Annotated in this window: 14 protein-coding genes and 4 tRNA genes; 5 read left to right on the top strand and 13 right to left on the bottom strand. The window is 59.8% G+C overall.

Annotation, left to right across the window (positions count from 1 at the left end; translation table 11 throughout):
* The first annotated feature begins 68 nt into the window (after nucleotides 1-68).
* Both RMV17_RS09885 and RMV17_RS09880 read left to right on the top strand, forming a co-directional pair.
* Complete coding sequence (locus RMV17_RS09885) at nucleotides 69-3,347, top strand: PAS domain S-box protein (protein WP_311886385.1); 3,279 nt, start codon at nucleotides 69-71, stop codon at nucleotides 3,345-3,347.
* Nucleotides 3,348-3,433: 86 nt separating this feature from the next.
* A complete protein-coding gene (locus tag RMV17_RS09880) occupies nucleotides 3,434-5,125 on the top strand; it encodes a molecular chaperone HscC (protein ID WP_311886384.1) in 1,692 nt (563 codons plus the stop codon).
* Here RMV17_RS09880 and RMV17_RS09875 read toward each other — a convergent pair.
* The 12 genes from RMV17_RS09875 to gltX form a co-directional block, all read right to left on the bottom strand.
* On the bottom strand, nucleotides 5,122-7,824 hold the full coding sequence (locus RMV17_RS09875; RefSeq protein WP_311886383.1) for a J domain-containing protein: 2,703 nt from the start codon (nucleotides 7,822-7,824) through the stop codon (nucleotides 5,122-5,124). The two genes, RMV17_RS09880 and RMV17_RS09875, sit on opposite strands and share 4 nt — an antisense overlap.
* On the bottom strand, nucleotides 7,821-8,516 hold the full coding sequence (locus RMV17_RS09870; protein ID WP_108226680.1) for a DUF1266 domain-containing protein: 696 nt from the start codon (nucleotides 8,514-8,516) through the stop codon (nucleotides 7,821-7,823). The genes RMV17_RS09875 and RMV17_RS09870 overlap by 4 nt, the downstream gene beginning before the upstream one ends.
* 188 nt (nucleotides 8,517-8,704) lie before the next feature.
* Nucleotides 8,705-9,151 carry an Hsp20 family protein gene (locus RMV17_RS09865; RefSeq protein ID WP_311886382.1) on the bottom strand — a complete coding sequence of 149 codons (447 nt, stop codon included), beginning with the start codon at nucleotides 9,149-9,151 and terminating at the stop codon, nucleotides 8,705-8,707.
* A gap of 121 nt (nucleotides 9,152-9,272) precedes the next feature.
* A complete protein-coding gene (locus tag RMV17_RS09860) occupies nucleotides 9,273-10,232 on the bottom strand; it encodes a tRNA dihydrouridine synthase (protein WP_007913426.1) in 960 nt (319 codons plus the stop codon).
* A 168-nt stretch (nucleotides 10,233-10,400) separates the two neighbouring features.
* Nucleotides 10,401-10,838 carry a thioesterase family protein gene (locus RMV17_RS09855; protein ID WP_175554842.1) on the bottom strand — a complete coding sequence of 146 codons (438 nt, stop codon included), beginning with the start codon at nucleotides 10,836-10,838 and terminating at the stop codon, nucleotides 10,401-10,403.
* A gap of 46 nt (nucleotides 10,839-10,884) precedes the next feature.
* Nucleotides 10,885-11,718 (bottom strand): alpha/beta fold hydrolase, encoded by an 834-nt coding sequence (locus RMV17_RS09850; protein WP_311886381.1) that lies wholly within the window; start codon nucleotides 11,716-11,718, stop codon nucleotides 10,885-10,887.
* A gap of 30 nt (nucleotides 11,719-11,748) precedes the next feature.
* Nucleotides 11,749-12,288: a TetR/AcrR family transcriptional regulator gene (locus tag RMV17_RS09845; protein WP_007913421.1), complete on the bottom strand. Its 540-nt coding sequence runs from the start codon at nucleotides 12,286-12,288 to the stop codon at nucleotides 11,749-11,751.
* Between the two features lie 182 nt (nucleotides 12,289-12,470).
* A tRNA-Glu gene (locus tag RMV17_RS09840) sits at nucleotides 12,471-12,546 on the bottom strand.
* A gap of 80 nt (nucleotides 12,547-12,626) precedes the next feature.
* A tRNA-Ala gene (locus RMV17_RS09835) sits at nucleotides 12,627-12,702 on the bottom strand.
* A 53-nt stretch (nucleotides 12,703-12,755) separates the two neighbouring features.
* A tRNA-Glu gene (locus tag RMV17_RS09830) sits at nucleotides 12,756-12,831 on the bottom strand.
* Nucleotides 12,832-12,910: 79 nt separating this feature from the next.
* Nucleotides 12,911-12,986, bottom strand: a tRNA-Ala gene (locus RMV17_RS09825).
* A 202-nt stretch (nucleotides 12,987-13,188) separates the two neighbouring features.
* Nucleotides 13,189-14,670, bottom strand: coding sequence for a glutamate--tRNA ligase (gene gltX / locus RMV17_RS09820; RefSeq protein ID WP_311886380.1), 1,482 nt, complete (start codon nucleotides 14,668-14,670; stop codon nucleotides 13,189-13,191).
* Nucleotides 14,671-14,898: 228 nt separating this feature from the next.
* On the opposite strand from gltX, the gene RMV17_RS09815 reads away from it, so the two are divergent.
* Both RMV17_RS09815 and RMV17_RS09810 read left to right on the top strand, forming a co-directional pair.
* Entirely contained in the window at nucleotides 14,899-15,948 is a 1,050-nt protein-coding gene (locus RMV17_RS09815) for an HlyD family secretion protein (RefSeq protein WP_311886379.1), read from the top strand.
* Between the two features lie 49 nt (nucleotides 15,949-15,997).
* Nucleotides 15,998-17,488, top strand: a complete 1,491-nt coding sequence (locus tag RMV17_RS09810) for an MDR family MFS transporter (protein WP_175555719.1) — start codon at nucleotides 15,998-16,000, stop codon at nucleotides 17,486-17,488.
* Nucleotides 17,489-17,601: 113 nt separating this feature from the next.
* Here RMV17_RS09810 and uvrB read toward each other — a convergent pair whose 3' ends face one another.
* Nucleotides 17,602-19,617: an excinuclease ABC subunit UvrB gene (gene uvrB, locus RMV17_RS09805; protein WP_007913411.1), complete on the bottom strand. Its 2,016-nt coding sequence runs from the start codon at nucleotides 19,615-19,617 to the stop codon at nucleotides 17,602-17,604.
* A gap of 336 nt (nucleotides 19,618-19,953) precedes the next feature.
* Here uvrB and RMV17_RS09800 point away from each other — a divergent pair, with 336 nt between their 5' ends.
* Nucleotides 19,954-21,150, top strand: coding sequence for an amino acid aminotransferase (locus RMV17_RS09800; RefSeq protein WP_108226677.1), 1,197 nt, complete (start codon nucleotides 19,954-19,956; stop codon nucleotides 21,148-21,150).
* The last annotated feature ends 143 nt before the right edge of the window (nucleotides 21,151-21,293 follow it).

The raw sequence follows: 21,293 nt of genomic DNA, 5'->3' as shown, positions 1-21,293 counted from the left end.
CTTGTGCTACTCCTATAGAGCCGCCGCCCCTGTGCCTAACGCCACCATCAGCTCAAGGCTTGTCCACGATGCCGAAATCTGTTGACCGAATTCCGCCGATGCCGCGTATTCAGGCGATTGACCCGCGTCATTCCGAGCAGAGCTGGGAAAGCGCGCCGCAATTGCTGGCGGCGCTCAACGGTGCGCGGCTCGGCGCCTGGTATTGGGACATCGAGCGCGGGCAGATCAGTTGGTCGCGTGGTACCCAGGCCTTATTCGGCTTCGATCCTCGGCAACCGCTGCCCAAAGATCTGGAATACCTCGACTTGCTGCCGCCGGAAGACCGGGCGAAAACCGTCCGCGCCTTCCACGCGGTGATTGCCGGGGCGCCGCTGGAACAGGCGATGCACCACCGCATCCGCTGGCCCGACGGCAGCCTGCACTGGCTGGAGATCAGCGGCAGCCTGTTGCCGGATAAAAACGGCCGTCCCCGAATGATCGGGGTGATTCGTGAAATCACCCACCAGCGCCAACGCGAACAGGCCCTGAGCAGCTCGGAGAAACGTTTCGCGACACTTTTTCACCTGTGCCCGAACATGGTCCTGCTGACCCGCCAGGAAGACGGCCTGATCAGCGAGGCCAATCAGTATTTCGAAAGCCTGTTCGGCTGGCCGGTGCAGAGCGCCATCGGTCGTACCACGCTGGAACTGGGCCTGTGGGTACATCCTGAGCAGCGCGCCGAACTGGTCAAGAAGACCAACACCAAGGGCGAATTGATCAGCATGGAAGTGCAGTTTCGCGCCAGCAACGGGCAGATCCACGACGGCATTCTCAGTGCGCAGAAAGTCGAACTCGAAGGCCAGCCCTATCTGCTCAGCACCTTCCTCGACACCACCGAACGCAAAGCCGCCGAACACGCCTTGAAGGACAGCCAGGAACGTCTCGATCTGGCGCTGGACTCGGCGCAACTCGGCACCTGGGACTGGCACATTCCCAGCGGCATGCTCTACGGCTCGGCGCGGGCCGCGCAATTGCACGGTCTGGAACCGAAACCGTTTCATGAATCGTTCGAAGAGTTTTTCGAAGGCGTGCCCGGCGAAGAGCGCGACAGCATGCGCGACGCCTACCGCAGCCTGCGCGAAGGCCCGGCGGGCAATTATCAACTGACCTATCGCGTGCAACTGCCGGACGGCAGCTCGCGCTATCTGGAAAGCCGTGCCCGCCTCTACCGTGACGATAATGGCGCGCCGCTGCGCATGGCCGGGACGTTGCTCGACATCACCGATCAGGTCGAACGTGAACAGCGGTTGGTGGCCTCGGAAGAGAAATTCGCCACGCTGTTCCAGGTCAGCCCGGACCCGATCTGCGTCACCCGCCAGGACAGTGGCGAGTTCATCGAAATCAATAACAGTTTTACCCAGACGTTCGGCTGGAGCGCCGCCGACGTCATCGGTCACACCGCCGAAGAAATCGGCCTGTGGGACGCCTCGGCAAAAAGCCTGCAACGCATCGAACGGGTCATCCGCGAACAGGGTTTGAGCAATGTCGCGATCATCGTCCAGCACAAGGACGGCCAGTCGCTGACCTGTGTGATCTCCAGCCGACAGATCAGCGTCGGCGATCAGCCGTGTATCGTCACCACTCTGCGCGACATCACCCAGCAGCAGCGCTCGGAAGCGGCGCTGAAAGCCAGTGAGGAGAAATTCGCCAAGGCATTCCACTCCAGTCCCGACGCAATCACCATCACCGAACGCGACACCGGGCGTTATCTGGAGGTCAACGACGGTTTTTGCCGTCTCACTGGCTATCGTGCCGAAGAGGTCGTGGGCAAAACGGTTTATCAGGTGGGTATTTGGGCTGAAGAGAAACAGCGTTCGGCGTTACTCGCCGAGTTGCAGATCAAGGGCCGCGTGCACCATCAGGAAATGCTCGGGCGCAACAAACGCGGGGAAATGCTGACCGTGGAGGTCTCGGTCGAGCCGATCACTCTCAATGAAACCGCGTGCCTGCTGCTGACCGCGCGGGACGTCAGCCTGCTGAAAAACGCCGAAGCGCAGATTCGCCATCTGGCCTATCACGACCCGCTGACCAACCTGCCCAATCGCGCCTTGCTGATGGATCGCCTGAGCCAGCAGATCGCCCTGCTCAAGCGCCACAACCTGCGTGGCGCGCTACTTTTCCTCGATCTCGATCACTTCAAGCACATCAACGATTCCCTCGGCCATCCGGTCGGCGACACGGTGCTGAAGATCATCACCGCGCGGCTCGAAGCCAGTGTGCGCATGGAAGACACGGTCGCGCGCCTCGGTGGCGACGAGTTTGTCGTGCTGCTCAGCGGCCTCGAAGGCTCGCGCAATGAAGTCAGCGCGCAAGTGCGCAATCTGGCCGACACCCTGCGTGAACTGCTCTCGGAACCGATGTTCCTCGACGGCCAGCGCCTGCAAGTGACGCCGAGCATCGGCGTGGCGCTGATCCCCGATCATGGCTCGACGCCGACCGACCTGCTCAAACGCGCCGACATTGCCCTGTACCGGGCCAAGGATTCCGGGCGCAACACCACGCAGATGTATCACAACACCATGCAGAAAGCCGCCAGCGAACGGCTACGCATGGAGACTGACTTGCGTCTGGCGCTGTCGCGCGGTGAATTCAACGTGCACTTTCAGCCGCAGGTCGACGCCCGCGACAACCGCATCATTGGCGCCGAAGCCCTGGTGCGCTGGAATCACCCGGAACTGGGCGCACAGTCACCCACCGAGTTCATCAAAGTGCTGGAGGACAGCGGCCTGATTCTCGAAGTTGGTACATGGATCCTCGACGAAGCCTGCAACGCCTTCAAACAACTTATTGTGCTGAAGCTGGTCGATCCGCTGAATTTCAGCCTGTGCGTGAACATCAGTCCACGGCAGTTCCGCCAGAACGACTTCGTCGAACGCATCGAGCACAGCATGAGCAGCCATGGCTTGCCCTGCTCGCTGCTGAAACTGGAAATCACCGAAGGTATCGTCATCCAGAATCTGGAAGACACCATCAGCAAAATGCGCCGGCTGAAAAAGCTCGGCGTAAGTTTCGCCATGGATGATTTCGGCACCGGTTATTCGTCGCTGACTTACCTCAAGCGCCTGCCGGTGGACACGCTGAAAATCGATCAATCGTTTATCCGCGATGCGACGACCGATCCGAACGATGCCGAGATCATCCGCGCGATCGTCGCCATGGCGCGCAGCCTCGAGCTGGAGGTGATTGCAGAAGGTGTGGAGACCCCCGAACAACTGGCGTTCCTGCAAGGTCTGGGCTGCCATTTGTATCAGGGCTATCTGCATAGCCGACCGGTTGCGCTCGATGATCTGAAAAAGCTCCTGCCATAACCGGTGCACGTTGCAACAGACGCGCAATTGCCACGGTTTGCGGCAACCTGTAGGGTCGCGTTTTTTGCGCCGTTTCGAGATCTGTCATGCAGGATGCAACCCTCCCCCGCCCGGCTCTGCTGGGCATCGACCTTGGCACCACCAACAGTCTGATCGCCGTCTGGCAGGACGGTCAGGCCCGCCTGATTCCCAATGCTCTGGGCGATGTGCTGACGCCCTCGGTGGTCAGCCTCGATGAAGACGACACGATTCTGGTCGGTAAAGCCGCCCGCGCCCGCCTGACCACGCACCCGGAGCGAACCGCTGCGGCGTTCAAGCGTTTCATGGGCAGCGATAAACAAGTCCAGCTCGGCACACGTCAGTTCAGCCCCGAAGAGTTGTCGGCGCTGGTGCTCGGCTCACTCAAGCAGGACGCCGAAGCCTTTCTCGGCCACGCCGTGTCGGAAGCGGTGATTTCCGTGCCGGCGTATTTCAGCGATGAACAACGCAAACGCACGCTGTTCGCCGCCGAACTGGCCGGGCTCTCGGTGACGCGTCTGATCAACGAGCCGACCGCCGCTGCCATGGCTTACGGGCTGCATGAGCAGAAGTTCGAACGCACGCTGATCTTCGATCTGGGCGGCGGCACCTTCGACGTTACGGTGCTGGAATACGCTTTGCCTCTGATCGAAGTACACGCCTCCACCGGCGACAACTTTCTCGGCGGCGAAGACTTCACCGCTGCGCTGTTGCAGGCCTGCCTGAAACACTGGCAACTGACCCCGGCCATGGTCGATGCGCAAAGCATGGCCAGCCTCGGTGATGCGCTTGAGCAACTGAAATGCAAACTCGGCGAAGGCATTCAACACCTGAGCTGGCGCCACGCCGACAAGACGTTCGAATGGTCACTGGATGAAGCGGCTGCGGTAAAAATCTGGGAGCCTCTGCTGGCGCGTTTGCGCGCTCCGATAGAACAGGCCCTGCGCGATGCCCGACTGAAGCCGCGCGACCTCGACAGCCTGGTGCTGGTCGGCGGCGCCACGCGCATGCCGGCGGTGCAGCAGATGGTCGCCACGCTGTTCGGACGTCTGCCTTACCGGCATCTTGATCCGGATACCATTGTTGCGCTGGGGGCAGCGACGCAAGCGGCGTGCAAGGCGCGTGACGGGGCGGTTGAAGAGTTGATTCTGACGGATGTCTGCCCGTATACGCTGGGTATCGAGACCATCCGTGGCAAAGACATCGACGGCGCGTTTTCGCCGATCATCGAACGTAACACCATCATCCCGACGTCACGGGTGGAACGCTATTACACCACCCATCCTCAGCAGTCGGTGCTGCGCATCGCGGTCTATCAGGGTGAGCGGCCGTGGGTGTGCGACAACATTCTCATTGACGCTTTCGATGTCACCTTGACGCCCACCGCGCACATCCAGGCGCTGGATGTACGTTTCAGTTATGACATCAACGGTTTGCTCGAGGTGGACGTCACCCTGCTCGAAACCGGCGAGCGTCACAGTCACAGCATTGACCGCAGCCCCACGGGCCTGGATGAGCAAGCGCGCCGAGACAGCCATAACCGGCTGTCGACGCTGAAGGTCCATCCACGCGATGCACTGCCCAACCGCACATTGCTGGCCCGTCTGGAGCGGGCATGGATGCAGAGCCTCGGTGCGCAACGCGAGCACATTGCCGAGTGGCTGCACAGTTTCACCACAGTGCTCGGCGGCCAGCAATCAGTGGAGATCGCCAGCCATCGCACAGAGCTGAACAAGGCACTGGATCAACTGCGCCTCTAGCCGTTGAGCCGCCGCAAGGCAGCCTGCAGACCGCCGGACAGCACCTCGCTATCGCCGCTGTCCGGCGGCACACCATAGCGGTTGGGCAACTTGTCACCGGGAAAGCCGAACAGCAGCAACGGCAGGAATGGCAACATCGGTGCCAGCGCCATGAAAATCAACAATGTCGGGATGCCCCGGCCCATGTCGTGCAAGCGACGCAGAATCGCACCCAGCAGCAGCAAAACACCGAGCAACAGGATAAGAATGCCAGCGCCCGTGGTGCCGCTGATCAGCCCGGCCACCGGCGCAATCACCAAGCAGGCCAGGACCTGAGCGATAAACGCCTTGCGGCCCAACCGCGATCCCAGACGCCAGATCGCTCTCGCCGCAACCGGCTGTACATCGCTTTTCGCCAGCAGCAAACGTTCTGACCAGGACAATAACGCGCACAGGGCCAGGCGCAGCCCGATGCTGTTCTGCACATCGTCCTTGCCCTGTTGCAGTTGGCGCAGGACGCGTGTTTTCGGCACGCCAGCAGCGCCATAGCGAATCAAGCCCTTGAGCGCATCCAGCGTTTCATACGCCAACAGTTTGTCGACGCCAAAATCGGTCAGCACTTTGCGCGGCGGCCACACCGGCTCGCCTTTGATCAAGCCGTCGCGGAAGCCTTCGAACCAATCGTCCTCGCAGCTGATCGCCGCGATCGACTGCAACAATGCGCGGTGCTGTTCGGCACTCAGACTCGGGTCGTGATAGAGCACGCCCCAGAACATCATCAACCCCAGCAAATCATCGCCGCAGGCAGCACGATCGCTTTCGAGGCAGGTGTAAAGCAGGGTATTGGCCGGCAACCGCGCGCTGTCGAGTGCCTGCTGTACGCTGAACAATTGCTGCACCAACAAGCCGTGTACCGGATCACTGCCTTGCAGCCATCCGAGCAAACCGGCGCAATGGCCTTGCTCACGCTGCAAGCGCCGCAACAGAGGTTGCAGGCGACTCAAGGGATGGGCCGGGTTGAATGGCAGGCGCTCCACGCACTGCGCATTCATCATTTGCAGCCAGCGTTCGGGCTGTTCCAGCAATGCCAGCAAGAACAAGGTCTGCGCGTGCCACTCCCAGGTGGCCTCACCCAGCCCGACCGGCGGCAACTGAATCCCGCGACGGCTCAACTGAAGCATCAAGTCGAGCTCGGACAAGTCACAGTCGTCTTTGACAGCAGCCAGCTTGAACGCTTCGGCGATTCGTTCCAGTGCAGCATCGTTATAGGGCCGCAGGCGGCGCAACCACAGACGACAGACTTTGTGCGGCTCACCTTTTGTCAGCACCTGCGGCAATGGCTGGGGACTTGGATGCGCATCGCAGAAAGCACTCATGGCCAGCGCTATCGGTGCCTCGCTCAGCCAGCGCAAGTGTTGCGCAGCCTGATATTTGAGTCCGCTCATCACCAGGCTTTCGAGGGCATCGATCGGCAGCGGTGCATCCACAATCTGCTGCAACAACGCCGCATCACCCCGATGCAGCACCCAGGCGTGGCGGTACAGATGCAGCAATCGGCTGTCGGCATGTTCGCCCAGCAATTGCGCGAGCAATGGCAGCTCATCACCCGTGATACGCCAATCGACAAAGCTTTGCGCAAGGCCGTCAAGCTTCAGCCTGCCGACACCCAGCCAACGGTTCAGTGTTTCGGGGTGTTGTGACGGGCTGCCAAACACCTGGCAGTCATCGGCAAGATCCCCTGACCAGTCAGAGATGCCCTGCAAGCGATCGAATGCCTGAATCAACAGCGGCAGAAAAGCCGGCTGGCGCTTGGCGCACAGTTCCAGCAAACGACTTTCCGCCATCGGATGGCGATGCTCGTTCCACAGCCGGATCCAGCAAGGCAACGCCTGATCGTCGCGCCCCAGCAGACTGCTTTGACAGGCCAACAGGTAAAGCCAGTCGACATCATCCGGGGCTGCAGCCTGCTGTTCGACGCAGCACTGCAAAAATATCGGCACGCCGATGCCCGCCTGAGTGAACTGCACCAACAGCCGTTTGAGGAACGCGGCATCATTGGGCAACGGCAGGCACGTGTGGCGACCGGCAAAGTCGGCGAACTCATGGAGTGGGCGCTGGGTGAAGATGAAATCGAGGCTGCGGGCGTACCAGAGTGATTCGGTCTGTGCAGCCTCTGACCAGGTTCCCATCAGATCCGTGTCGAACGGGTCCGGCGTTTCGATTCGCTGGAGAAAGAAGCCCACCTGATGCGCGTCGTCGAAGCCCAGATCCAGCAACTGCTGATCCCAGGCCATACGTTTAGCCAACAGATTCGCGCAGCGGTACGACAACGGACCGGCGTCGGCCATCCGGTGGTACAAGCCCCAACTGAGGTCATCGAGCACGTCCAGTGACAGTTCATCCAGCCCCCGGACAAATGCCTGCCAAGCGGCGAAATTGAAGCGGCGAGCGGGATCATCCAGCAGCTCGCAGAAATCCATGAATGCCCGTGGGACCTCAACGACCTCCTGCTCTGACGCTGCGGGCTGTTCCTCGTACTCTTCTTCCTCATCCTCTTCTTCACGCGCCAGACGCAGGGCGTTTTCGTAGGCCATGCGCAGCGCCTGGAAACCTTGCGGGTCAGTCTCCGGGTGATGCGCCGGCAAGCGTGCGCGGTAGGCGTTGCGAATCAGGGTTTCGTCGTTAGTAGGCTCGATGCCCAGGCGGATCCAGCAACTCATGACCAGTCGAACTCCTTGAGCGATGCCGGGCGTGGCGGCAAATCGATTTCCATATGCCACGGCAAATCAGCAAGGAACCGAGGAATGTTCTCCGCAAGCCCACGGGCAATCCGCACATTAAGGGCGTTGGCGCCTTGTCGATCGAGTTCGCGCGCCAGCTCATCGTCGCTGGCGCTCAGGCAGGACCAGAAGGTCCGGCCCACGACAAAGCCATCGAAGTAAGCCATCCAGCTACCGTAGTGAAATTGCGCTCTGAGGGCTAAACGACTGTGCAGCCAGTTGCTTTCATCCAGATCGACCCACTGGTTGCGCACCGCGCAGCGCAACAGAAAACCCATGCGGCCATAGTCCCAGGACAGAATCCCGCCCGGCCCACAACTGCCAAAAGTGCGACTGGCAAACTCATGCAGGATGCGTTCGCGGGGACTCAGGTCGTCGAGCAAGGCCTGCCATTCACTCGGCAGACAGCGCTGCCACGCCAGATAGGCTGCACTCAGGTGCTTGGCATGGCCGTCGTCGGTCATCCGTTCGAGCATTTCGAACAATTGCCCACGGTCGTCGATACCCCAGCTGTCTTTCAGGTCGATGTAGCGATCGTCGCAGAACGCGGGGTCGTCGTAGCTGGCGCCGGTATTGATCGCTGCCATTGGCGCAGACAAAGCGCACAGCCAGCGCTGTTGAATCTCGTCCATGAAAAAAGGCTCCAGGCCGACCGGTGAGGAATGGGGGTCGGCAAAACTGCCGCGGATTGTAGAGAAACCGCCGCCAGCGGCAAAGTCGTACAGCGCTTTTCTTGCGCGCACAAAAAAGGCCCCGACGTATCGGGGCCTTCATTCAGCGGCTCATCGTCCGTTCAGACGATTGTGTTGCGGCACATGACTCAGTGCTGCAACGCCGGCTTCTGCGTCCCGTTGATCGGGATGCGTTTGGCTTTCGCTTCTTCCGGGATCACTCGCAACAGGTCGATGCTCAACAGACCGTTTTTCAGATCTGCCGCCTTGATCTCGATGTGATCGGCCAGACGGAAGGACAGCTTGAACGCACGCTGGGCGATGCCTTGGTGCAGGAAGGTCACGCCTTCGTCGGCATCACGCTTGCCGCCACTGATGGTCAGCACGCCTTTCTCGACTTGCAGCTCCAGGTCTTCTTCCTGGAAACCGGCTGCCGCAACGACGATGCGGTATTGGTCATCACCGTGTTTTTCCACGTTGTAAGGTGGATAGCTGCTGCCTGGCTCGTTGCGCAGGGCGGTTTCGAACAGGTCGTTGAAACGGTCGAAACCCACCGAGGAACGGAACAGTGGCGCGAGGGAAAATGCAGTACTCATGGTTCAAATCTCCTGAAAAAAATCAGCAAGGTTTTTTGACTCCGCGACCCGAATTCGGCATCGCGTAACCCTTAGATAGGGACCGCTGATTTGATTTCAAGAGATTATTTGCAGATTTTTTTCAGGCTGCTTCGGCGACCGGCAGACCGAGCAAACGCGAGACATGATCCGGCTCGGTCTCACGGCGCAGCACGGTGAACAGCTCGGTAGCCTCGGGATAATTGCGCGTCAGCATGGCCAGCCATTGCTTCAAGCGGCCCGGCGACTGGCGTGCGGTCATCTGCGCTTTGGCCTGCAGCCAGAAGTCCTGAATCAGCGGCATCAGCTCGGCCCAGGTCATCTCGACGACTTCCTCACCGGCACGAGCGGCGGCGATCTGCCTGGCCAGATCCGGGCGCGACACCAGACCGCGACCGAGCATGATGTCTTCCACGCCACTGATTTCGCGGCAACGCCGCCAGTCTTCAACGCTCCAGATATCGCCGTTGGCAAACACCGGAACTTTGACCACGTCCTGCACGCGCGGAATCCACTCCCAGTGCGCTGGCGGTTTGTAGCCGTCCATCTTGGTTCGGGCGTGAACCACGATGTGCTCGGCGCCGCCCTCAGCCAATGCCGTGGCGCAGACCAGCGAACCGTCGGGGCTATCGAAGCCCAGGCGCATTTTCGCAGTCACAGGAATATGCGCGGGTACGGCGCGGCGCACGTGTTCGACGATCTGATTGAGCAGTTCAGGCTCTTTCAGCAGCACGGCGCCGCCACGGGATTTGTTCACGGTCTTGGCCGGGCAGCCGAAGTTGAGGTCGATCACCTCGGAGCCGAGTTCGCAGGCCAGTGCAGCGTTTTCCGCCAGGCACACCGGGTCGGAACCGAGCAATTGCACGCGCAATGGCACACCGGACGCGGTGCGGGCACCGTTGAGCAGCTCCGGGCCGAACTTGTGGAAATAGGCCGGCGTGAGCAACTGGTCGTTGACGCGAATGAATTCGGTGACGCACCAGTCGATGCCGCCAACGCGGGTCAGCACGTCGCGAAGGATGTCGTCGACCAACCCCTCCATGGGCGCCAGAGCAATTTGCATGGGAAAACACTACTTGAAGAAAAACGTGCGGCAGTTTACTGGATATCGAGAAAAACCGCAGATCCCTTGTAGGAGCTGCCGAAGGCTGCGATCTTTTGATCTTGATTTTGATCTGCAAACAGCAAAATCAAAAGATCGCAGCCTTCGGCAGCTCCTACAGGGATCGGGTCAGGCTGAGGCAAGGATCGCCGGGCCGTAGCCTTCGATGAACTCAGCCGGCATGCGCTTCGGCTTGCCCGTGGACAGTTCGATGCAGACAAACGTGGTTTGCGCACGCAACAGCGTGGTGTTGTCACTCGGGCGCTTGAGTTGGAAATGCCGGGTCATCTTCAAGCGTTGATCCCAATCGACAATCCACGTCGCCAATTGCAGTTCATCGCCTTCATAGGCCGCCGCCAGATAATCGATTTCGTGACGGACCACGGCCATCGCCCGATCCAGTCGCCGATACTCGACCAGATCCAGACCCAGACGCTGCGAGTGGCGCCAGGCGCAACGTTCCAGCCAGGTCACGTACACCGCGTTGTTCGCGTGGCCCAACCCGTCGATGTCCTCGGCGCCTACTTGCAGATCAATGGTAAACGGCGTTGCCCGATCCCAGCCCATGCCCCACTCCCGGTCAATGTATTCAACCGGGGCAGTGTAACGGAGCTCAGGCCGATTGGCGCGCCTGAAGGCTGCGGCCGGCCAGCAGTGATAACACGCCATCAATCACCCGAGGGTCGGCCAGCACGCGCTGGTGCCCGCCGCCTTCAAGGCGCAACAGGCGACTGTCGAACCAGGATTCGTGGATCAGTTGCGATTCCTTGACCGAGACGAAATTATCGTCCTCGGCATGCACGATCAGGCCGGGCATATCCAGTTGATAGTGGGCAACGTCGAGCGTGGCGGCGCGCATCCCGACATCTTGCTCAACCTGGCGAATGAAGGCGGAACGGGCACGGGGTGGCATGCCAACGTAGCGGGCGAAACCGCGCAGTACGCCGAGTATTCGAGCCGGCGCAGCAATGCTGACCAGCGTTTCAGTGCGCAAGCCCAATTGCACGGCGAGCATGGCGCTGGCGCCGCCCATGGAGTGACCGATCACCGCTTGCAGCGGCGGCAACTCGGCAGCGGCTTCGAGCATCGCCCGAGCGAACAACACCACATTGGCTTCACGCCCCGGCGAGCGACCGTGGGCCGGACCATCGAGCGCGACGACGGTATAACCGGCCTCGACCAGCGCGGTAATCAGTGCGGCGAACTGAGTGGGCCGCCCTTCCCAACCGTGCATCAGCAGCACGGTCGGGCCCTGACCCCAGCGCAGCGCCGAGAGGCCAAAGCGCAAAGTGATGCGCTCGGAACTGGCCAGCAGTGGCAATTCCCAATCCCGTAGAGGCAGCGCCCGCGGCGTCATGAACGCCAGACGCATTTTGCTCGCTACCTGCTTCGGTGCAATCCAGCCCAAGGTGCCATTAACGCCACGAATCCACTTCAACGTGTTCATCGCTCTCTCCTCAGGCCTGTTGCCTTCAGGTCAACGCACCGCCGACTTGGCAGCGCGCAGCAATCGATCGGATAAATCTCCCGGGCCCAGCGCCCTTGCGAGGGCCAGACCACCCACCATCAAGGCCACGTCGGCCAGAGCTTTGTCGGTGTCCTCGGGGCTGGACGCCAACTGCGCAATCATCAACTCCAGGTGTTCGTTCAGCGCGATGCGGAACGATTCCGGCAAACGACCCAACTCGCCAATCGAAGCTGGAATCGGACACGCCGCGTCACTGGAATCACGGTGCTTGCGCGACAGGTAGAACGCTGCGACCAGGGCGCGGCGCTCTTCACCGGTCAACTCGGCATCCATGTCGGCAATCAGGTCGCGGCGGCGACCGAGCAGTTGCTTGAACGCTTCGAGCATCATTGCGTCCTTGCTTTCGAAGTGCGCATAGAAGCCGCCGACAGTGAGGCCGGCTGCGCCCATCACTTCGCCCACGCTAGGGTCAGCCGGGCCGCGCTGAATCAGTGCGGCGCTGGCAGCCTTGAGGATGCGTTCGCGGGTTTGAGCTTTTTTATCGTTCATCGTTGCCTCCGAATATTACGACTAGAATATTATTCGCATAATAATATTCTGCAAGTCAAGGATATGACCGCTGGTCTGAAGCACAGTGTAAGGAAAAAGGAGAATTGGCCAAACGCCAGACAAACAAAAGGGCCATTCAATAATTGAATGACCCTTATAAAATCCCGCAGAGCGGGTAATCGTGGCGTCCCCTAGGGGACTCGAACCCCTGTTACCGCCGTGAAAGGGCGGTGTCCTAGGCCACTAGACGAAGGGGACACAAACCTTCTATACAACTGATCAGCGCTGAGAACTGATCGATTCAAGGTCGGTGTGGCCAGACCTTGAACTTGTAAAATTGGTGGAGCTTAGCGGGATCGAACCGCTGACCTCCTGCATGCCATGCAGGCGCTCTCCCAGCTGAGCTAAAGCCCCGGATTTTTCGCCTCGCGGCGGAGCGACATTTTGCAACATCGCTTCTGTAAAACTGGCGTCCCCTAGGGGACTCGAACCCCTGTTACCGCCGTGAAAGGGCGGTGTCCTAGGCCACTAGACGAAGGGGACGTAAACCCTTCTATACAACTGATCAACGCTGAGTGTTGATCGCTTCGAAGCCGGTGTGGCCAAGCTTCGAAGTGTAAATTGGTGGAGCTAAACGGGATCGAACCGTTGACCTCCTGCATGCCATGCAGGCGCTCTCCCAGCTGAGCTATAGCCCCTCATCGTTAATGTCATCGCTGAGGACGGGGCGAATCTTAAGGGCGTATCGAAAGTCTGTCAAACTTATTTTTGAAATTTTTCAAAGTTTTTCGTCGGCATAACAATCACTTACCGCCCTCCCCCCGTAAATTCGGGAGAAGCGCCGAAGGCAGGATCAAAAGATCGCAGCCTTCGGCAGCTCCTACAGAGAAGCAAAAGCAATCAGGCGATAGCGCCCAGCAGCTTTTCCCACTCTTTGTTTTCTTTCTTCGACACGCCGCCCAGCAGGTCAATCGCCTGACGCAGACGATAACGGGTCAGGTCCGGGCCAATGATTTCCATTGCATCAAGCACCGACACCGAACTCGCCTGCCCGGTGATCGCCGCAAACATCAGCGGCATAGCATCGCGCAGTTTCAACTCCAGCGATTCGACCACAGCCTGAATCGTCGCGGTGATGCTGTCCTTCTCCCACTGACGCAGGCTTTCCAGCTTCCACAGGATCAACTGCATCAACTGCCGAACCTGATCGCCCGAGAGCTTTTTCGATTCAAACAGCTTGGCATCCGGATTGACGCCACCGGCGAAGAAGAACCCGCCCAGCGGTGCAACCTGGCTGAAGGTTTCAACGCGGCCCTGAACCAGCGGCGCGATCTTCATCATGTATTCCGGGTTCAATGCCCAGGTCTGCAGACGGCTGGCAAACTCTTCCACCGGCAGGTCACGCAGCCATTGGCCGTTGAGCCACGACAGCTTTTCGATGTCGAAGATCGGCCCACCCAGCGAAACACGCTTGAGATCAAAGTTGTCGACCATTTCCTGCAGCGAGAACTTCTCGCGCTCGTCCGGCATCGACCAGCCCATGCGGCCGAGGTAGTTGAGCATCGCTTCCGGCATGAAGCCCATGCGCTCGTAGAACGTCACCGAGGTCGGGTTCTTGCGCTTGGACAGCTTGCTCTTGTCCGGGTTACGCAGCAGCGGCATGTAGCACAGTTCCGGCTGCTCCCAGCCGAAGTATTCGTACAACAGAATCAGTTTCGGCGCCGATGGCAGCCACTCTTCGCCACGCAGCACGTGGGTGATGCCCATCAGGTGATCATCGACGACGTTGGCGAGGAAGTACGTCGGCAGGCCGTCGGTCTTCATCAGCACTTGCATGTCCATGCGATCCCACGGGATCTCGACATCGCCACGGAGCATGTCCGGCACCACGCAAACGCCTTCGCTCGGCACTTTCATGCGGATCACGTGCGGTTCGCCGGCGGCCAGACGGGCGGCGACTTCTTCCTTCGACAGCAGCAGCGCGCGGCCATCGTAGCGTGGGGTTTCGCCGCGGGCCATTTGCTCGGCGCGCATCTGATCGAGTTCTTCAGCGGTGCAGAAGCATGGGAACGCGTGGCCCATGTCGACCAGTTGCTGGCAGTACTTCTGATAGATGTCGCCGCGCTCGCTCTGGCGATACGGGCCGTGCGGGCCGCCGACGTCCGGGCCTTCGCTCCAGTCGATACCCAACCAGCGCAGGGCGTCGAAGATCTGCTGTTCGGACTCGCGGGTCGAACGCAACTGGTCGGTGTCTTCGATCCGCAGGATGAACTCACCGCCATGCTGCTTGGCAAAGCAGTAGTTGAACAATGCGATGTAAGCGGTACCTACGTGGGGATCCCCGGTAGGCGATGGCGCGATGCGAGTGCGGACGGTGGTCATGGCATGTCTCGAAAAGAATGAAAAGCAAAACAATCAAGCGGCGAATGGTAACAGGCGACACCCGCCCCGCTCCAGCAGGCAGGGCATTTAAGCCAAGTTTGCGTCTGGAACGCCCGTAAGCCGTGGTGAATGGGCAAATATCAACGGATGGCATTTACCGTTGATCGGCTGTATGCCAGATTCGCCTGCTGATAACTTTCCTTACAAATCATCGACTACAGTTTGCCCATGCCTGCCCAACTCAAGCGTCGCCTGTTGATTTTCCTGCTGCTCGTCCTGCTGATCGCCGGGGGCTTTTTCGCCCATTGGTTTTTCAAGGGACGCTTTTATGAAAGCACTGACAACGCTTATGTCCAGGGCGAAATCACCCGTGTGTCGAGCCAGTTGAGCGCGCGCATCGACGAAGTGCTGGTGCAGGACAATCAACACGTGGAAAAAGGCCAGTTGCTGGTGCGCCTCGAACCGAATGATTTTCGTCTGGCCATCGACCGCGCCAACGCCGCCCTCGCCACCCGCGAAGCCGAACGCCTGCAAGCGCAGAGCAAACTGACTCAGCAATCGAGCTTGATCGCCGCCAGCGACGCGCAGGTGGCGACCACCCAAGCGACGCTCGGCCGTTCGCAAATGGATTTGTCGCGTGCCGAAACCCTGCGCAAACCCGGTTATGTTTCCGAAGAACGCGTGACCACCCTCTCCGCTGACGCGCATATCGCCCGTTCGCAAGTGGCCAAGGCGCAAGCCGACGCACAGGGCCAGCGCCAACAGGTCAACGCCCTGAACGCAGAAATCAAACGCCTCGACGCACAGATCGCCAACGCCCGCGCCGATCTGGCGCAAGCCGAACTCAACCTGACCCGCAGCGAAATCCACGCGCCAATCAGTGGCCTGGTCGGACAGCGCGCCGCGCGCAATGGTCAAGTGGTGCAGGCCGGTGCCTATCTGCTGTCGATCGTCCCGGACGAAGACATCTGGGTGCAGGCCAACTTCAAGGAAACCCAGATCGGTCGCATGCAACCCGGACAAAAAGCCGAGCTGACGTTCGACGCGTATGGCGACACACCGATCGAAGCACGGGTCGACAGCCTGTTCGCCGCCTCCGGCGCGCAGTTCAGCCTGCTGCCACCGGACAACGCCACCGGCAACTTCACCAAAGTCGTGCAACGGATTCCAGTGAAACTGACCTTCAAGGCTGACAACCCGCTGCACGGCAAAATCCGCCCGGGCATGTCCGCCACCGCCACCGTGAACATCAAAGACGCCCCGGACAATGGCCGGTGATTCACTGATCCGCCCGGTCGGCGAACCGACCCGGCGCGATTGGATTGCGGTGATGAGCGTGATGCTCGGCGCCTTTATGGCGGTGCTCGACATCCAGATCACCAACTCGTCGCTGAAAGATATTCAGGGTGCGTTGTCGGCGACGCTGGAAGAAGGCTCGTGGATTTCCACCTCTTATCTGGTCGCGGAAATCATCATGATCCCGCTGACCGCGTGGCTGGTGCAACTGCTGTCGGCGCGACGTCTGGCGGTGTGGGTGTCGCTGGGTTTTCTGGTTTCCTCGCTGCTGTGCTCGATGGCCTGGAGCCTGGAAAGCATGATCGTGTTTCGCGCCATGCAAGGTTTCACTGGGGGCGCGCTGATCCCGTTGGCGTTCACCCTGACCCTGATCAAACTACCCGAACACCACCGTGCGAAAGGCATGGCGATGTTCGCCATGACCGCGACGTTCGCGCCGTCCATCGGCCCGACGCTGGGCGGCTGGCTCACGGAAAACTGGGGCTGGGAGTACATTTTCTATATCAACATTCCGCCGGGCCTGATCATGATCGCCGGCCTGATGTACGGGCTAGAGAAGAAAGAAGCGCACTGGGAACTGCTGAAAAGCACCGACTACACCGGCATCCTCACGTTAGGGATTGGCCTGGGTTGTTTGCAAGTGTTTCTTGAAGAAGGCCATCGCAAGGACTGGCTGGAATCAAGCCTGATCGTGACACTGGGCAGCATTGCCCTGGTGAGCCTGATCACCTTTGTGATCGTGCAGATTTCCAAACCGAATCCGCTGATCAACCTCGGGATTCTGCGTAATCGCAATTTTGGCTTGTCGAGTATTTCCAGCCTGGGCATGGGTGTCGGGTTGTACGGTTCGATCTATCTGTTGCCGCTGTACCTGGCGCAGATCCAGAACTACAACGCCCTGCAAATCGGCGAAGTGATCATGTGGATGGGCGTGCCACAGCTGTTTCTGATTCCGCTGGTGCCGAAGCTGATGAAGTTTGTTTCGCCGAAATGGCTGTGCACGATTGGTTTCGGGTTGTTCGGGCTGGCGAGTTTTTCTTCGGGGGTGCTCAACCCGGACTTTGCCGGGCCGCAGTTCAATCAGATCCAGATTATTCGCGCGCTGGGGCAGCCGTTGATCATGGTGACCATTTCGCTGATCGCCACGGCGTATATCCTTCCGCAGGACGCGGGGTCGGCGTCGAGTCTGTTCAATATCCTGCGAAATCTGGGCGGCGCGATTGGTATTGCCCTGCTCGCGACATTGCTGGATGCGCGCACCAAGACTTACTTCGATTATTTGCGTGAGGCGGTAGTGCCGACAAATCCGCAGGTGGCGGAGCGACTGGCGTCGATGACCGATCGGTTTGGCAGTGACACGGCGGCGTTGGGCAAGCTGAGTGAGATCGTCCATCAACAGGCGGCGATCATGGCTTACAACGATGCGTTTCACTTTGTCGGGATTGCGTTGGGGATCAGTATGTTGGCGATTTTGTTGACCAAGAAATTGCCACAAGGGTTGAAGGCTGGGGAGTCTCATTAAGACCGAGTCGCCCCATTCGCGAGCAGGCTCGCTCCCACAGGGGGTTTGTGAACGACACAGATCCAAAGTGGGAGCGAGCCTGCTCGCGAAGAGGCCCGCTCAGGCAATGAAGATCAAACAGCCAAAAGCCGCTCGCGCAGTTTGGCAATCTCATCACGCATCTGCGCCGCCGCTTCGAACTCCAGATCCCGCGCCAGCTGATACATCTTCTCTTCCAGCGCACGAATACGTTTGGTGATCTCGCTCGGCGAGCGCAGTTCGGCTTCGTACTTGGCGTTTTCTTCGGCGGCCTTGGCCATGCCTTTGCGCTTCTTGCTGCGCGAGCCCGGCACGGTGGCGCCTTCCATGATGTCGGCGACGTCCTTGATCACCCCGCGCGGGGTGATGCCGTTTTCCAGGTTGAAGGCGATCTGCTTGTCGCGACGCCGCTCGGTCTCGCCAATCGCCCGCTCCATCGAACCGGTCATGCGATCGGCGTAGAGAATCGCTCGACCATTGAGGTTCCGCGCCGCCCGGCCAATGGTCTGAATCAGCGAGCGCTCGGAACGCAGGAAGCCTTCCTTGTCCGCGTCGAGAATCGCCACCAGCGACACTTCCGGCATGTCCAGGCCTTCACGCAGCAGGTTGATCCCGACCAGCACATCGAATGTACCGAGGCGCAGGTCGCGGATGATCTCGACCCGCTCAACGGTGTCGATGTCCGAGTGCAGATAACGCACACGCACGCCGTGATCAGCAAGGTAATCGGTGAGGTCTTCGGCCATGCGCTTGGTCAGCGTGGTGACCAGCACCCGCTCTTCGACCGCGACACGCTTGCTGATTTCCGAGAGCAGATCGTCGACCTGAGTCAGCGCCGGACGTACTTCAACCTGCGGATCGACCAGACCTGTCGGCCGCACCACTTGTTCGACCACACGCCCGGCGTGTTCGGCTTCGTAATTGCCCGGCGTCGCCGAAACGAAAATGGTCTGCGGGCTGACCCCTTCCCACTCGTCAAAACGCATCGGCCGGTTATCCAGCGCCGACGGCAGACGGAAGCCGTATTCGACGAGGGTTTCCTTACGCGAACGGTCGCCCTTATACATCGCACCGACCTGCGGCACGCTGACGTGGGATTCGTCGATCACCAGCAAGGCATCGGCCGGCAAATAATCGTAAAGGGTTGGCGGCGCGGCACCGGCCGGACGCCCGGACAGATAGCGCGAGTAGTTTTCGATGCCGTTGCAGTAACCCAGTTCGAGGATCATTTCCAGGTCGAAACGGGTGCGCTGTTCAAGCCGCTGGGCTTCGACCAGTTTGTTGTTGCTGCGCAGATACTCGAGGCGTTCCTGCAATTCGACTTTGATGTGCTCGATGGCGTCAAGCAGGGTTTCCCGTGGTGTTACATAGTGGCTCTTCGGGTAGAAGGTGAAGCGCGGCATCTTGCGGATGACTTCGCCGGTCAGCGGGTCGAATGCGGAAATGCTTTCGACTTCGTCATCGAACAGCTCGATGCGGATCGCTTCCAGATCGGATTCCGCCGGGTAAATGTCGATGACATCGCCACGCACACGGAATGTTGCCCGGGCAAAATCCATGTCGTTGCGGGTGTATTGCAGGTCGGCCAAGCGCCGCAGCAGTGCGCGCTGATCGAGTTTGTCGCCGCGATCAACGTGCAAGACCATTTTCAAATAGGTTTCCGGGCTACCCAGACCGTAGATGCACGACACCGTGGTGACGATGATCGCGTCTTTGCGCTCCAACAGCGCTTTGGTTGCGGACAGACGCATCTGCTCAATGTGGTCGTTGATCGACGCATCCTTCTCGATGAAGGTGTCGGACGACGGCACATAGGCTTCGGGCTGGTAGTAGTCGTAGTAGGAAACGAAGTATTCGACGGCGTTATTCGGGAAGAACGCCTTGAATTCACCGTACAACTGCGCGGCCAGCGTCTTGTTCGGCGCCAACACCAACGTCGGCCGTTGAATCTGCGAGATGACATTGGCGATGCTGAAAGTCTTGCCCGAGCCGGTCACACCGAGCAGCGTCTGGTGCGCCAGCCCGGCCTCGATGCCCTCGACCAGTTGGCGAATGGCTTCCGGCTGATCGCCGGCGGGCTCAAAGCGGGTGACGAGCTGGAATTCGGACATATACACCTCTGAATCGCGGCATTCCGAGCAAAGCGGAGCACCACGGGGACGACCGCAAACGACCGGTGTCGCGCAAGAAAAAAGCTGGATTGTGCTCAATGTGGTGGCGATTGCCTCACCTTTCAAGGCAAACGTCCTACATCCGGTAAAGACTCTGACACGCGCAGTCGACTAACGGTCAAGAAATAATCGGAAAAACTTACCCGAAAAGCAGAATCGCCTGTCGCCATTGTTCAGTAATGGCCTCTATACTAGCTCCCCGTTTGTGCACCGCTCTAGTGCATCCGGCTGGAGCGCGACACGTCCCTCCATACTCCATTCAGAGCCGCCGCAATAATGAGCCTGTTCTCCGCTGTCGAAATGGCACCCCGCGATCCAATCCTGGGCCTCAACGAAGCATTCAACGCCGATACCCGGACCACCAAGGTCAACCTGGGCGTTGGCGTGTACTGCAACGAAGAGGGGCGAATTCCACTTCTGCGCGCCGTGATCGAAGCCGAAACCGTTCGCGCCGCTCAACACGCTTCGCGCGGTTACCTGCCGATCGATGGCATCGCCGCCTACGACCAGGCCGTGCAGAAGCTGCTGTTCGGCAACGACTCGCCGCTGATCAGCGCCGGTCGCGTCATCACCACTCAAGCCGTCGGCGGGACCGGCGCACTGAAAATCGGTGCCGACTTCCTCAAGCAACTGCTGCCGAACGCCGTTGTGGCGATCAGCGACCCGAGCTGGGAAAACCACCGCGCGCTGTTCGAAACCGCCGGTTTCCCGGTGCAGAACTACCGTTACTACGACGCTGCCACCCACGACGTTAACCGTGCCGGCATGCTCGAAGACCTCAATGCCCTGCCGAACGGCTCGATCGTTATCCTCCACGCGTGCTGCCACAACCCGACCGGCGTCGACCTGACCCCGGCGGACTGGAACAACGTGCTGGAAGTGGTTAAAGCCAAAGGTCACGTGCCGTTCCTCGACATGGCCTACCAGGGTTTTGGCGACGGTATCGACGAAGACGCCGCTGCCGTGCGCCTGTTCGCTGAGTCCGGTCTGACGTTCTTCGTTTCGAGCTCGTTCTCCAAGTCGTTCTCGCTGTACGGCGAGCGCGTTGGCGCCCTGTCGATCATCAGCGAATCGAAAGAAGAAAGCGCGCGCGTGCTGTCGCAGGTCAAACGCGTGATCCGCACCAACTACTCCAACCCGCCGACTCACGGTGCGAGCATCGTGGCTGCGGTGTTGAACAGCCCGGAACTGCGCGCTCAGTGGGAAGCCGAACTGGCCGAAATGCGCCTGCGTATTCGCGGCATGCGCACCCAGATGGTTGATCTGCTGGCAGAGAAAGCCCCGGGTCGCGACTTCAGCTTCGTCGGTCGTCAGCGCGGCATGTTCTCCTACTCGGGCCTGACCACTGAGCAAGTGCATCGCCTGCGTAACGAGTTCGGCATCTACGCACTGGATACCGGTCGTATCTGTGTGGCAGCGCTGAACCAGAGCAACATCAAGGCTGTGACGGATGCGATTGTTCAGGTCATCTGATTTCAGCGCGTGATGAAAAACGGGAAGCCTTGGTGCTTCCCGTTTTTATTTGTCCCGGATAACGCCCCACACCCTCTAGACTGCACACAAATCAAAATTGTGGGAGCGAGCCTGCTCGCGAATATGGTCTGTTAGCCAACAAC

Origin of the sequence: Pseudomonas sp. VD-NE ins, from assembly GCF_031882575.1 — a bacterium.
Lineage (GTDB): Bacteria > Pseudomonadota > Gammaproteobacteria > Pseudomonadales > Pseudomonadaceae > Aquipseudomonas > Aquipseudomonas fluorescens_BZ.
This window is presented reverse-complemented; position numbering and strand designations above follow the sequence as displayed.